The sequence below is a fragment of the Stenotrophomonas sp. STK17_22 genome (assembly GCF_051983905.1).
In the GTDB taxonomy this organism is placed as follows: domain Bacteria; phylum Pseudomonadota; class Gammaproteobacteria; order Xanthomonadales; family Xanthomonadaceae; genus Stenotrophomonas; species Stenotrophomonas maltophilia_A.
This window is the reverse complement of record NZ_CP197010.1, coordinates 2,149,440-2,162,706: the sequence shown is the minus strand read 5'-3', so window position 1 is coordinate 2,162,706 and position 13,267 is coordinate 2,149,440. Positions and strand designations below refer to the sequence as shown.

The 13,267-nt window shown below is 67.9% G+C and carries 14 protein-coding genes; 3 read left to right on the top strand and 11 right to left on the bottom strand.

The genetic code is table 11. The features are described from left to right. Positions 1 to 22: 22 nt before the first annotated feature. The 3 genes from ACSYS9_RS10125 to hisS all read right to left on the bottom strand — a co-directional run bounded on the left by ACSYS9_RS10125 (position 23) and on the right by hisS (position 2,432). Positions 23 to 331 carry a YerC/YecD family TrpR-related protein gene (locus ACSYS9_RS10125; RefSeq protein ID WP_088025802.1) on the bottom strand — a complete coding sequence of 103 codons (309 nt, stop codon included), beginning with the start codon at positions 329 to 331 and terminating at the stop codon, positions 23 to 25. 410 nt (positions 332 to 741) lie between these two features. Further along, a complete protein-coding gene (locus ACSYS9_RS10120) occupies positions 742 to 1,008 on the bottom strand; it encodes a hypothetical protein (protein ID WP_256201512.1) in 267 nt (88 codons plus the stop codon). 26 nt (positions 1,009 to 1,034) lie between these two features. After that, positions 1,035 to 2,432, bottom strand: coding sequence for a histidine--tRNA ligase (gene hisS, locus ACSYS9_RS10115; protein WP_032130537.1), 1,398 nt, complete (start codon positions 2,430 to 2,432; stop codon positions 1,035 to 1,037). Positions 2,433 to 2,559: 127 nt separating this feature from the next. Between hisS and ACSYS9_RS10110 the strand changes: the two genes are divergently transcribed. After that, the gene (locus ACSYS9_RS10110) at positions 2,560 to 3,312 is read left to right on the top strand and encodes a Crp/Fnr family transcriptional regulator (RefSeq protein ID WP_043397202.1); all 753 of its coding nucleotides are present in this window, start codon (positions 2,560 to 2,562) and stop codon (positions 3,310 to 3,312) included. 154 nt (positions 3,313 to 3,466) lie between these two features. Here the strand turns inward: ACSYS9_RS10110 and thrC are convergent, their stop codons facing one another. Genes thrC through thrA form a run of 3 tightly spaced genes read right to left on the bottom strand, consistent with a single transcriptional unit; the run spans position 3,467 to position 8,198 of the window. Further along, positions 3,467 to 4,753 (bottom strand): threonine synthase, encoded by a 1,287-nt coding sequence (gene thrC, locus ACSYS9_RS10105; RefSeq protein WP_071228887.1) that lies wholly within the window; start codon positions 4,751 to 4,753, stop codon positions 3,467 to 3,469. Positions 4,754 to 4,782: 29 nt separating this feature from the next. Continuing rightward, positions 4,783 to 5,697 (bottom strand): homoserine kinase, encoded by a 915-nt coding sequence (locus ACSYS9_RS10100; protein WP_071228888.1) that lies wholly within the window; start codon positions 5,695 to 5,697, stop codon positions 4,783 to 4,785. Further along, complete coding sequence (thrA, locus tag ACSYS9_RS10095; protein ID WP_071228889.1) at positions 5,694 to 8,198, bottom strand: bifunctional aspartate kinase/homoserine dehydrogenase I; 2,505 nt, start codon at positions 8,196 to 8,198, stop codon at positions 5,694 to 5,696. Before thrA ends, ACSYS9_RS10100 begins: the two co-directional genes overlap by 4 nt. Positions 8,199 to 8,225: 27 nt before the next feature. Between thrA and ACSYS9_RS10090 the strand changes: the two genes are divergently transcribed. Further along, on the top strand, positions 8,226 to 8,546 hold the full coding sequence (locus ACSYS9_RS10090) for a hypothetical protein (RefSeq protein WP_177179521.1): 321 nt from the start codon (positions 8,226 to 8,228) through the stop codon (positions 8,544 to 8,546). A gap of 9 nt (positions 8,547 to 8,555) precedes the next feature. Here ACSYS9_RS10090 and ACSYS9_RS10085 read toward each other — a convergent pair whose 3' ends face one another. Continuing rightward, positions 8,556 to 9,506: a DMT family transporter gene (locus ACSYS9_RS10085; protein ID WP_049462024.1), complete on the bottom strand. Its 951-nt coding sequence runs from the start codon at positions 9,504 to 9,506 to the stop codon at positions 8,556 to 8,558. A gap of 159 nt (positions 9,507 to 9,665) precedes the next feature. Further along, positions 9,666 to 10,364, bottom strand: a complete 699-nt coding sequence (locus ACSYS9_RS10080) for a helix-turn-helix domain-containing protein (protein ID WP_049462025.1) — start codon at positions 10,362 to 10,364, stop codon at positions 9,666 to 9,668. An 81-nt stretch (positions 10,365 to 10,445) separates the two neighbouring features. Here ACSYS9_RS10080 and ACSYS9_RS10075 point away from each other — a divergent pair, with 81 nt between their 5' ends. Beyond that, positions 10,446 to 11,225 (top strand): DUF6491 family protein, encoded by a 780-nt coding sequence (locus tag ACSYS9_RS10075; protein ID WP_071228890.1) that lies wholly within the window; start codon positions 10,446 to 10,448, stop codon positions 11,223 to 11,225. Here the strand turns inward: ACSYS9_RS10075 and ACSYS9_RS10070 are convergent. The 3 genes from ACSYS9_RS10070 to ACSYS9_RS10060 form a co-directional block, all read right to left on the bottom strand. Next, positions 11,222 to 12,274, bottom strand: a complete 1,053-nt coding sequence (locus ACSYS9_RS10070) for a linear amide C-N hydrolase (RefSeq protein WP_049462027.1) — start codon at positions 12,272 to 12,274, stop codon at positions 11,222 to 11,224. The genes ACSYS9_RS10075 and ACSYS9_RS10070 overlap by 4 nt on opposite strands. Before the next feature lie 67 nt (positions 12,275 to 12,341). Beyond that, the gene (locus ACSYS9_RS10065; protein ID WP_071228891.1) at positions 12,342 to 12,755 is read right to left on the bottom strand and encodes a DUF6691 family protein; all 414 of its coding nucleotides are present in this window, start codon (positions 12,753 to 12,755) and stop codon (positions 12,342 to 12,344) included. Beyond that, positions 12,752 to 13,189, bottom strand: coding sequence for a YeeE/YedE family protein (locus ACSYS9_RS10060; RefSeq protein WP_071228892.1), 438 nt, complete (start codon positions 13,187 to 13,189; stop codon positions 12,752 to 12,754). Before ACSYS9_RS10060 ends, ACSYS9_RS10065 begins: the two co-directional genes overlap by 4 nt. Between the last annotated feature and the right edge of the window lie 78 nt (positions 13,190 to 13,267).

Below are 13,267 nucleotides of genomic sequence, written 5' to 3'. Positions count from 1 at the left end.
GAAGTTCGGAACGGGGCGCGGATCAGCGCGAGGCAAGGCGGTCGATGGCGGCGGCATAGCCTCGATGGCCATGCTCGAGCGTGCGTGCCACCCGTCCGGTGGTGGTCACGCTGACGCCGGTGCGCTCGTGGATCTCGCGGTACGGCACGCCCTGCTGCAGCAGCGGCACCACTTTCCAGCGGTCGGCCATGGCTTCCAGCTCGGCCGGGGTGCACAGATCACGCAGGAAGGCTTCGACCTGTTCCGGCTCGCGCAGGGCGGCAAAGGCTTGGGCCAGGGCCTCCAGGTCGGCCTTCGGGTCTTTGGCGGCAATCTCGGGGCGGGCTTTCACGGGGTCGTATCCATGCATCAATGTAATAGCGCATTAGTACATTAGCGCATTCTTGCGCAGTGCGTCAAATCGAGGATTGAGGGGGCGGCAGGGCTGCTGCCCTGCACCCGCCAAGAGCCAGAGCAAAAGCAAATGCTGATTTGCTGAGCGTTGGCGGGGAGGGTCCGGTGACAGGGGACGCCGTTAACCCATCCATGGGGGCTTGGTCGCGGCATCCATGCCGCTCACACCCCTGCCACCGGACCCTCCCCGCCTTCGACAGTTGGCCGCGATCTGCTGGATCTCGCTGGGAAAGTGATCGAGAACGGCTTTTGTAGAGTCGAGCCATGCTCGACTGCGCTTCGTTCAGAAACGCAGAACGCCCACCAAAGGGTGGGCGTTCTGCTTTCAAATCAACAACCTGGCCCGACTCAGGGCAGACAGTGCACCTCGGCCTGCAGCGCCCCGCGCCGCAGGCATTCACCGAACAGGCTGCCCTGCCGGCTCGGCAGGGACTGGATGTTCTCCAACGCCCCCGCTCCCGCCCGGCACGTCCGCGAGGCCAGGGCCTGCAGATCGTCCTCCAGCTGTGCGCGGTCGATCGCATGGCAGCGATCAACCGCCAGCCGGTACTGCGCCGGTCCGATCCGCGTGCTGTGCAGCGACGGATCACTCTGGCAGCCCGCCAGCAGGAGCACGCTCAGCACTCCTGCGGCGGCAGGCTTCACACCATCGCCTTGGACTGCTCCAGCTCCACCAGCAGGGTGCTGGCCAGCTCGTCGCGGGAGACTTCGAACTGCTGCTCGCGCAGCAGGTCCTTCACTGCCACCACGCCGCGCGCCAGTTCATCCTCACCCGCCAGCACCACGAAGCGGATGCCGGCCTTGGCCGCGTACTGGAACTGCTTGCCGATCTTCTTCGGCTCCATCTGCACTTCGGTGTTGATGCCACCGGCACGCAGGCGGCGGGCAATGTCCAGCGACTGCGGCATGCCCTGCTCGTCCATCAGCGCCACCAGCGCCTGTACGCTGCTGGCTTCGATGCCGTCGATCAGGCCGGCCTCGCGCAGCTGCCAGAACAGACGCGACAGGCCAATGGAGATACCCACACCCGGCAGCTTGGACTTGCTGTAGTGGCTGGCCAGGTCTTCGTAACGGCCGCCCGAACAGATCGAGCCGATCTGCGGGTGGTCGGTCAGCGTGGTCTCGTAGACGGTGCCGGTGTAGTAATCCAGACCGCGCGCGATGGAGAAGTTCAGGCAGTACGCGGTTTCCGGCACGCCCAGCGCCTGCACCAGCTGCAGCACTTCGCGCAGTTCGGCGACGCCGGTGCGCAGGATCTCCGAAGAACCGGCGTCGGCTTCCAGCGTGGCCAGCTGCGCGAGTGCATCGGCATGGCCCTGCGAACGCACGGCGACGAACGCCAGGATCTTCTCGACCTGCTCGGCCGGAATGTCGAAGCCCTCGCCCACCAACGTCTCGCGCACGTAGTCGGCGCCGCGCTTGTCCAGCTTGTCGACTTCGCGCAGCACCGCCAGCTGGCGCTCACCCTCGGCCACACCCAGGCTTTCAAAGAAGCCGCGCATCAGCTTGCGGTTGTTCAGCTGGATGCTGAAGTCACCGATGCGCAGTTCCGAGAACACCGCATGGATGACCGCCAGCACTTCAGCGTCGTAACGCACGCTCAGGCTGTCCTTGCCGATCACGTCGATGTCGCACTGGTAGAACTCGCGGAAACGGCCGCGCTGGGCGCGCTCGCCGCGGTAGACGCGCTGCATCTGGTAACGGCGGAACGGGAAGGTCAGTTCGTGTTCGTGCTCGGCCACGTAGCGCGCCAGCGGCACGGTCAGGTCGAAGCGCAGCGCCATTTCCGGCAGCGAGCGATCGCCCGACTCGGCCGCGTTCGCCAGCGCGCCGGTGGACTGCACGAAGTACACCTGGCGCTCGGTCTCGCCACCGGACTTGGTCAGCAGCACGTCGGACAGCTCGAACACCGGCGTCTCCACCGGCAGGAACCCGAAGCGCTCGTAGTTGCGGCGGATGACGTCCAGCATGCGCTGGAACGCAATCTGCTCGCGCGGCAGCAGTTCAAGGGTGCCGGGCGGGGTACGGGGCTTGATCACGGGCGGAACTCCTGCTGGAACGGGACGTGGGAGGGGGCGACATTCTAGCGCCCCCGCCACGGGCAGGGTCGAACGGCCGCTTGAAGTATCATAAGGCCCTCCCCGCCCGCGATACGCCCCCCGCAACATGTCACGGCCTTCCGGCGCTCCGCCCGCCACCAACGATCCCGCCTCGCCGTCCTGCGCCACGCTGGACTGCCTGCACTGCTCGGTTCGCCACCTTGCGGTGTGCTCGGCGCTGTCGCCCGATGAAGTGCAGGCGCTGGAGCAGGTCACCGTCTCGCAGCAGGTCAGCATGGGCAGCACGCTGGCCCGCACCGGTGAAGAGCGCGACCATGTCTATACATTGACCGGCGGCGCACTGCGCCTGGTGCGCACCCTGGCCGACGGCCGCCGCCAGATCAACGGCTTCGTGCTGCCCGGCGACTACTTGGGCCTGAGTGGCAGCGACCACCATCGCTACGACATCGAGGCCATCGCCGACAGCCGCGTCTGCCGCGTCGCGCTGCCACAGATGAAGGCCCTGCGCAGCCGTTTCCCGCACCTGGAGCGCAAGCTGCTGCAGCGTGCCTGCCAGGAACTGGATGCCGCGCAGGACGCCGCGCTGGCACTGGCGCGCCTGCAGCCGGCCGAGAAGCTGGCTGATTTCCTGCTGCGCCTGGCCGCGCGCGAGGCCAAGCTGGGCGGCGACGGCCTGCGCGTATCGCTGCCGATGGGCCGCGGCGATATCGCCGACCATCTGGGCCTGACCATGGAAACGGTCAGCCGCACCTTCACCAAGCTGCGCCAGCAGGGGTTGATCGCCCTGCCCCACCTGAACGTGGTGGAGATCCTCGACGAGGATGGGCTGCGTACGCTGGCCGGTGAAGGGTTGATCTGACCGCATCGCGGTCCGTGGGGTTGCCGGCCAGCGGCCGGCACTACCCGAATGCATTTCCCTGGTAGTGCCGGCCGCTGGCCGGCAACCGCGCCCGATCCGTGCTGTATCTCTCCGGTAGTGCCGGCCGCTGGCCGCCAACCGCGTCCCTCTCCGATCAGCGCAGCAGCACCTCGCGCAACGCCGCGTAATCGGCCGACAACGGTTCGGCGTGCGCCGGTCGCTGCAGCAACGCATCCAGCGCAGGCGGCACCGCCACCGCTTCGCCGATCAGCGTTTCGACCACGGCCTCGAACTTGGCCGGATGCGCCGTGGCCACCACCGCCCAGTCGCCCTTCGCACCACGCGCACGCAGGTCCTGCAGCACCTTCACCGCCGTCGCCGTGTGCGGGCAGAACAGCTCGCCGCGGCTGGCATGCGCCGCCGCAATCGTCGCGCGGATGGTTACGTCATCCACCGCGAACGCACGGAACGCAGCACGCAGTTCCGCGTCGTCGCCGTGGTAGAGCCAGCGCAGTCGCTCGAAGTTGCTCGGCGCACCCACGTCCATTGCATTGGCCACCGTCGCCACACTGGCCTGCGGCTGGTACTCGCCGCCATTGAAGTACGCCGGCAGCACCGCATTGGCATTGGTGGCCAGCACGATCTGACCGATCGGCACGCCCAGCGCGCGCGCCAGCACGGCCGCCATCGCATTGCCCAGGTTGCCGGTCGGCACCACCAGATTGAGCCGGCGACGATGCGCCGCGTAGTGGCTCAACGCCGCATGCGCGTAATAGCTCATCTGCGGTAGCAGTCGGCCCAGGCTGATGCTGTTGGCCGAGCTCAACGGCACCTGCGCCTGCAGTTCGCGGTCAGCCAGTGCCTGCTTGACCATCGCCTGGCAATCGTCGAACGCACCCGCCACACGCAGGGCCTGGATGTTGTCGCCGAAACAACCGAGCTGATGCGCCTGGCGCGGAGATACGCGGCCATCCGGATACAGCACCACCACCCGCACGCCGGGCTGGCGATGGAAAGCCGCTGCCACCGCAGCACCCGTGTCGCCGGAGGTGGCGACGACAATCGTCAGATCGCGGTCCTTGCCGGCCTGCAGCCGCGACAGCGTACCGGCCAGGAAGCGCGCGCCGATATCCTTGAACGCCGCCGTTGGCCCATGGAACAGCTCCAGCACGTGGTCACCGTCGCCGAGCGCACGCAGCGGCACCGGGAAGTCGAACGCCTCACGACAGATCGCCGGAAGCGCAGTCTCGAGTGCATCGCCAGCAAAGAACGGCATCAGCAGATCGGCGGCGGTATCGGCCAGGGTCGCCCCGGCCTGCAGCTCGCGTGGCGCCGGCAGCATCTGCGGAACGTACAGCCCACCATCAGGCGCCAATCCGGCGGCGATCGCCGCGCTGAGGCCAACGGCCGGAGACTGGCCGCGGGTCGAAACAAATTGCATGGGTTCGGTATCCAGTAAAGGGGAAGGATTCAGCACAAGCGGGCTCCCGGTGCATCCAGCGGCGACACCCAGGCATCGCTGTCGAAACCGGCGGCGGCAAATGCCGCCTGCACCGGTGCGGCAGCGGCGCGGGCCTGGTCGGCGTCCTCGAACCAGGCGAACACGCTGGGTCCGGCACCGGAGATGCCCGCCCCCATTGCATGGGCCGACAGCGCCGCATCGCGAGCTGCTTCGAAACCTGCAATCAGGCCGGCCCGCCGTGGTTCGACCAGCACGTCGCGCAATCCAGCCCGCACCAGTGCGGCATCGCTGCGATGGCAACCACTGAGCACCAGTGCGAGGTTCGCGCTCTGCGCCACGAACTCGCCCAGCGCATAGCTGCCCTGCAGGGCCTGGCGTGCGCGGCGTGTTTCCAGCACCGCGTGCGGATGCACCAGCAGGCTGTGCCAGGTAGCCGGCACTGGAATCGGCAGCAGCCGATCGGCCGTGCACAGCGCAAGACCACCCAGCAGCAGCGGCCCCACGTTGTCACCGTGGCGGCCACCACTGGCCACCGCCTCGCCATCCAGCGCAAACGGATACAACGCCTCGCGCGACAGCGGCACATCCAGCAGCGCGTTGGCGGCGACCAGCGCCGCAACACTCGACGCTGCCGAACCGCCCATGCCGGAACCGAACGGAATGCCCTTGTCGATCTCCACCGCGAAACCGAAGTCCAGGCCCAGCCCTGCGCGCAGCGACATCAACGCAGCACCCGCAGTGTTCCCGGCGGCATCCAGCGGCAACTCGACGGCACTGCCACGGATCGCCTCGATGCGCACCAGCGGCTCATCGATGCGGTGCACGCTCACGGTATCGCCAATGCCGGCAATGGCATGGCCGAGAATATCGAAGCCCACCGCCACGTTGGCCACCGAGGCAGGCGCGAACGCACGTGCGATCACAGGCGCGCTCCTTCACCGGCCGCGACCCGCAGCAGGTCGGCAAACACACCGGCCGCGGTGACTTCCGGGCCGGCGCCCGGCCCCTGCACCACCAGCGGGTTGTCGCAGTAACGGCGGGTACGGAACTGGACCACGTTGTCGGTCAGCCGCAGGTTGGCGAAGGCATGATCGGCCGGCAGTTCCTGCAGGCCGACCGACGCGCCGTCGGCACCCAGCCGTGCCACATAGCGCAGCACCGCCCCCCGCGCCCGCGCATCCTGCAGGCGTTGCAGCAGGCTGGCGTCGGACTCGCCCAGCCGCGCCATGAAGTCATCCACGCTGCCCTCGCGCAGCAGCGCCGGCACCAGGCTTTCCACCTGTACCTGTTCCAGGCTGAGCGCGTGGCCGGCTTCGCGGGCGAGGATCACCAGCTTGCGCGCCACATCCACTCCCGAAAGATCATCGCGCGGGTCCGGCTCGGTGTAGCCCATCGACCGCGCCTGCGCGACCAGCTGCGAGAACGGCTGGCTGCCATCGAAGCGGTTGAACAGCCAGGCCAGCGTCCCGGAGAAGATGCCTTCAATCGCCAGCACCTCGTCACCGGTATCGACCAGATCGCGCAGCGTGGTGATCACCGGCAGGCCCGCGCCGACCGTGGCCTCGTAGCGGAAACGCGCGCCACTGGCCGCCGCTGCAGCACGGATGCGCTGGTAACGCGGCAGCGGCCCGGCACCGGCCTGTTTGTTCGGGGTGACCACATGGATGCCGGCCGCCAGCCAGCCCTCATAGCGCTCGGCCACCTCGGCACTGCCACTGCAGTCGATCACCACCGCATGCGGCAGGTGGGCGGCCAGCAGGTGTTCGGTGAAACGATCCAGATCGCTGGACTCGCCCGCTTCGCGCAAGGCCTCCCGCCAGTCGGCGTGCAGGCCATCCACTTCCAGGCGCATGCGCGAACGCGAGGCCAGCGCGCGAAGGCGCAGATCCACATTGGCCTTGGCCAGCAGCTGCGGGCGTGCGGCAAGCAACTGGTCCAGCAGTGCGGCACCGACGTTGCCCGGCCCGATCACACCGACCGCAAAGGTCTGCGGCGACAGCCAGAAGCCGGCATGTGCAGCGCGCAAGGCGCGGGTGGCATCGGCACTGTCCACCGCCACCGAAATGTTGCGCTCGGACGAGCCCTGCGCGATCGCCAGGATGTTCACCTGCGCACGGCCCAGCGCCTCGAACAGACGTGCGGCCACACCGGGCTGGCCGGCCATGCCGTCACCGACCGCGGCCAGCACGCTGACGCCCTCACTGACCTGCACGCGTTGCACCTGGCCCACCGACAGCTCATGCGCGAACGCGTGCAGCAGTGCCTCGCGGCCACGGCCGGCTTCAGCAGCACGCACCACGCAGCAGATCGAATGTTCCGACGAACCCTGCGAGATCATCACCACCGACACCTGCGCCTGACGCAGGGCGGCAAACACACGCTCGGCGGTACCGGGCACACCGATCAGCCCGGTGCCTTCCAGGTTCAGCAGGGCCAAGCCGGGGCTCAGGGTCAGGCCCTTCACCGGCCCGCGCGGCGAGCGCTCGGCGCTGATGCGCGTCCCCGGATGCGCCGGCTGGAAGGTATTGCGGATGAAGATCGGCAGGCCGAGGCGGATCGCCGGCGACATCGTCTGCGGGTGCACCACCTTGGCGCCGAAATAAGCCAGCTCGCAGGCCTCGTCGTAGCTCAGCGACTCCAGCTGCACCGCCTCGGGCACCAGCCGCGGGTCGGCCGACAGCACGCCGTCGACATCGGTCCAGATGTGCAGTTCATCGGCGTTGAACAGCGCGGCGAAGATCGCGCCGGAGTAATCGCTGCCGTTGCGGCCGAGCGTGGTGATGCGGTCATGACGGTCACGGGCGACGAAGCCGGTGGCGACCAGGCGTGGCTGCGGATGCTGCAGGCGCCACTTGGCCAGGCGGTCGGCGCTGGCTTCCCAGTCGACATCCACGCCCAGTTCGCCATGTCCCACCACCAGTACGTCGCGCGCATCCAGCACTGCACAGTCTGCGCCCAGCGCCTGCAGGTGCGTGCCGAGCAGCTGCGCGGAAAACACTTCGCCCAGGCCCTGCACGCGGTCGAGTACTTCGCGTGGCAGCTCGCCGATCACCGCCAACGCTGCCAGCACGTCGGCCAGTTGATCGAAGCGGGCGTCGATCCATTCGACGGTCTCGCCCACCTGCTCGCCCAGCAGCGCCACAGCGGCGCCACGATGGCGCGCGCGCAGCGCATGCCAGGCCTCGCGCCAGCCGTCGTCCCCCTTGGCTGCCAGCTGGGCCAGATCGATCAGTGCGTCGGTGACGCCCTTCATCGCCGAGACGACAGTGACCTGCAGCGATTCGGGGCGGGCCAGCAGCAGGCCGGCAACATGGCGGTAGCGTTCGGCATCGGCCACCGAGGTGCCGCCGAACTTGTGCACGACGATGGACGGTGCAGCCAGATCGGCCGGGGCAACGGGATGAGCGGGGGCGTGGGAAGACATGCAGACCTCGGTAGGAGGCCCCGTCGTATGCAGGTGTCGAGTTTCCCCGCCACCTGTATGGTGCGGGGCCGTGGTTTTCGGGAGTTACACGAAGACGACGGGCCGCACCAGGGCAGTGGTGACGGTGGTGGTGGTAATGGTGGTGGTGGCGACCGGCGCAGTCGAACGGCCCGCAGTAACGGGGGCGATCAGGCTGGCGTGGGCGGCATCAAGAACCATGACGCACAGAAAACACCGTGCGCCGGGCCGCTGTCAAGTGCTGCGGCGCAAAAAGTCGTTGCCGCGATCATCGGCCAACGTGCCGACATTTGGTTGCATCTGAGACAAAGCGGCCATCAGTATGCTTGACGGCCACATTCAGCCGGCATGTTCGGCGATCGCGCGGGGCGTGCGATGCGCATGCGCGCACAGCATCACGCCGGCCACCAGGAACACGATCGCCAGCGCTTCGAGCAGCGAGGGCCAGCGCTGCTGCCAGGCGAATGCGTAGAGCAACGCGAACAGGGTCTCGAACACGATCATCTGGCCGGTCAGGGTCAGCGGCAGCAGGCGGCTGGCACGGTTCCAGAACGCATTGCCAAGGATCGAGGCGACCACCGCCACACCCGCGCTGATCGCCCAGAAACCACTCCACTGCGCCGCCGTGTGCCCGCCGGTGTGGCCGATGAAGGCCATCGGCACCAGCAGTAGAGCCAGGCCGCCGGTGGTGACACCGGTCAGCAGCGACCAGTCGTGGCTGGACAGATCCGGTCGGCGCGCCAGCCAGCGGCTGTTGCCGATCGAGTACAACGCCCACGAGAACAGCGCGCCGAACGCGCACAGCAGGCCGATCAGGCGCTGCCGCCACGGTGTCGCGAGGTGCTCAGACATCAGTGCTTCCCAGCCAACCAGTGCCACGCCCAGCACGCACAGGCCCAGTGCCGGCAGCAGCTGCTTCAGCGGCACCGCGCCCTGCTCGCGCACACCGACCAGGGTCACTACCACCGGAATCAGGCCGACAATCAAGGACGCCGCCGCACCGCCAGCCCACTGCACCGCCGTCGCCAGCAGCAGGAAGTACACCAGGTTCCCGGCCAGGCTCAGCCACAACAGGCCGATCCACTCGGCGCGGCCCAGCCGTGGTGCCAGCCGCTTCCAGCGCGGCAGCAGCAGGGCTACGGCGATCAGACCGTAGACCAGATAGCGGCCGGCCGACAGTTGCAGGGCATTGAACGACTGCAGCACGGCGGGCGCGAGGAAGACCACGCCCCACAGCGCGCCAGCGGCAACGCCATTGGCGATGCCCAGGGCCATCGGGTTGTTGCGCATTCGGGTTCTTCGGGGGGAGGAACAGGCCGCGCAGTGTAAGCGCTGGCCGCTGGGCGCTCTTGACCGAGGCTACTGCCCTCCCGCCTTTGTAGCGTCGAGCCATGCTCGACTGCCGTTCGCGAGGTGGCCGGTGCAGAAGCCGTCGAGCATGGCTCGACGCTACAGTCCGGCGTTCCTGCGCCACGCGGCGGGGGTCTGCCCACACTCACGGCGCAGCGCGCGGGTCAGTGCGCTCTGCTCGGAATAGCCTGCGGCCAGCGCGATATCACTGATCGGCGCCGTGCTGGTGCGCAGCTGGTGCTTGGCCCAGCGCAACCGGCTTGCACTGAGCCATGCCTGCGGGCTGAGCCCGAACTCACGCTGGAACAGCGCGTGCAACCGGCTCTCGCTGACCCCGACAGACGCGGCCATGCGCGCCACCGGCCACGCCTGGCCCGGATCGGCCTGCACTGCCGCACACAGTCCCTGCATGCGCGCGCCACTGCCGGCCGGTGCAAATACCTGCAGCAGCTGCGGCAGCAGGGCCGGCATCGGCTGCCCGTCCTGCACGCCCGCCAGGCGTTGTCGCAGCGCATGCGGCAGGTGCAGCCAGCGCTGCCGGCACAGATGCTCCTGCGTGCCGTCATCAAGCACGCCCGGAGGACAATCGACGATCACGAAACCGTTCGGGCCATCGGCCATCTGGTCATGCGCTTCGCCGGCCGCAACGAAAACCCCCTGCAGCAGGTCGAGGCGACCACCGCGGCCTTCCATCTCGAAGTGCAGTTCGCCCTGCAGCGGCAGCACCCACTGCGCGTAGTCATGGCGGTCCAGGCCGGTGGCCTGGCCGTAGTGCCGCAGATGGAAGATGGCGCCCATCCGGGCAGTGTGCGCGTGTAGCAACGGCCGTGCAAACCGCTGCTATAGTCGATCCGTCATCCAACGCAGGGAGTGCAGGACATGACCCATCGGCAGGTGTCACTGGTGCTCGCCAGCAGCCTCGGCCTGGCGCTCGCAGCTTCGGCGTCCGCACAGGAGCGTACGCCCCCGGCCCCGCACTGCATGGACGCGGTCGGCGTGCAGGAAGTGGAGCAGGCATCACCGCGCTCGATCGCACTGCGCGCCGCCTCCGGACAGGCCTATCGGATCGACTTCAGCGAGGATTGCCCCGGCGTCCGCGGTGCTACCTCGCTGAAGCTGGAAGCACCTGCCGGCTGGGCCTGCGGTCGTCCCAGCGAACGCGTCGTGGTCGACGGCCGCCGCTGCGGCATCAGCGCGGTCACCCCGCTGCAGGATCGCGACTACGCCAGCGTCGCCCGCGACAGCGACCGCCTGCGCACGGCCACCCTGCCCGCCGTGACCATCCGCGAGCGCAAGGAAATCCGCCGCAGCTTCGGCGGCTCGCCGTCGTACTGCTTCGCCACCCGCAACGTCCGCGCGTGGTCGTCCGACCCGCAGGGCGTGCTGGTGGAGACCAATCCGCGCCGCAATGGCGGCCACCGCTACTACCGGGTCGAACTCGGCAGCCACTGCCGCCAGCTCGACCGTGCGCCGCAGCTGAGCTTCCACTCGGGCCTGCAGAACGGCCTGATCTGTGGCAATCCCGGCGATCGGATCATGACTGCCGAGTTCGAGACAGACGATCTGCGCGGTGAAAGCATCGCCCCGCTGCCGCAGTACACCCGCGGCAGCTGCGCGATCCAAGCGGTCTACCCGGCCTCCAGCCAGGCGTCGAACTAACCCTCGACGCCCAGGAAGGTGAACGGTGCGCTGGGCACGAACTGGCCCAGTGCATCGCCGGCAAAGGTGTTGCGCTGGTCCTTGCCAAGATCGAGCTTGAGCACCTGGCCGCCGAAATCGACCTTGTTCAGATCGACCCAGAAGGTGTTCGGGGTCAACGCCGACTCGAAGAAGTACAGCCGCCGCTTGTGATCAGCCACCGTGCGCCAGCGCGTGGATGAGATGTTCGGCTCACCCGGCGTGGTGATGCCATACGGCACCGACGCATTGCGGATCACGCTGAACACACTGGCCAGGGCCTCCACCGGGTCTTCGGCCTTGGGAATGGCGTTGATGTAGAACGAGGCGCGCGCGAAACGATCGGCGGAGCGGTTGGTGCCCGGCAGCATCACCGTGCCACCGATCTGCTGCCAGTAACTGTTGAGGGCCAGCTGCTGCTCGAAGATCGGCGAGTTGGTCATCACCTGATAGCGCCGGTCATGGTGGATCACCTGGCGACCGCCGATGTACTCGACGATGGCGCTGTCGCCGGTGGCATCGGACAGCGACAGGTGCAGCGTCGCCTGGCGGTCTTCGCCCGGCACCTTGTCGGTGACGATCGAGTACGGCTCACGCTTGAGCGCCGCGACCGCCTCGTCCACGGTGGCGAAATTGTCCAGCACATACTGCGCCCACAGCGAGATCGCCAGTCCCGGCTTGTTGCCACGCTGCTGCGGATACTCCGATTCCACCAGCCACAGCAGGTTGGCCACCAGCCCCTTCTCGTTCATGCCATCGGTGGTCGACACGTCGTAGCCGGTGGCCACCACGCTGCCGTAGCGCGCAGTCCAGGCCAGCGATTTCGGACCGGCCAGGCCGGTGCGCGCGATGCCACGCGGCAACACGTAGAGGTTGGTCGCCACATCGACCTTCCAGTCCATCGAGCGCGCGGTGATCACATCGCCGTTGTCGCCCCGATACACCGCACGCGTGCAGGCCAGTGCCGGCGTGATCGCAGATGCCAGCGCCATGGCCAGCATTGCCTTTCCCTTCCACTTCATCCGTGCCATGTCGTTACGCTCCTTTCCCCGTGGTCCGTCGATCTGACCCGATCCATGGTGACACAGGGGTGAAGCCTCAGTGCACGAAGCGATCGTGCAACCAGAAGCCCACCACCATGGCAGGCACGAACCACAGCGCTTCACGCGATGCGACGGCCAGCCCGGCGATGGCCGGTCCGGGGCAGTAACCAGCCCATCCCCAGCCGATACCGAACAGTGCTGCACCCAGCAGCAGGCGCGCATCGACATCACGTGCGCTGGGTAGCTGGAAGCGCGGAGCGAACCACGGCTGCGCGCGTCGCAGCACCCAACGCTGCCCGACGGCACTGACCAGCAGTGCCGAGCCCAGCACCCACATCAACGTCGGATCAAAATCACCGGCCACATCGAGGAAGCCGAGTACGCGACGCGCGTCGGTCATCCCCGAGAGCGCCAGTCCCGCGCCAAACAGCGCACCCGCCACCGCGGCGGCCATGACCGCGCGACTCATGCCAGGCCTCCGCCGTGACGGACCAGGAAGGTGGTCAGCATCGCGCAGGCCATGAACACCAGCACTGCCAGCAGCGAGCGCTTCGAGCCGCGGGCCATGCCACAGACGCCATGACCACTGGTACAACCACTGCCCAGGCGCGTGCCGAAGCCCACCAGCAGGCCGGCGCCGATCAACTGCCAGGCGGGCAAGGCATTGCGTAGCAGCACGCGTGGCGAGGCTTCGGGCAGCGACTGCCACCATAGCGCCATCCCCGCTGCTGCGAGGAGACCCAGCAGGAATGCCCAGCGCCAGCCGCGCTCACCTTTCGCTGCACGCAGGCTGCCCGCAGCGATCCCGCTGATACCCGCCACGCGCCCGACAGTGGCGAGCAGCAACACCGCGGCGGCGCCGATCAGCGCACCGCCAGCCACCGCAGTCCATGGCAGGTTCATGCCCTGCCCTCTTTTGCGCCGCTCATGGGATTGCCCTTTGATTTAGATTTATCTAAATTAGACACTTCTAAACAAAAA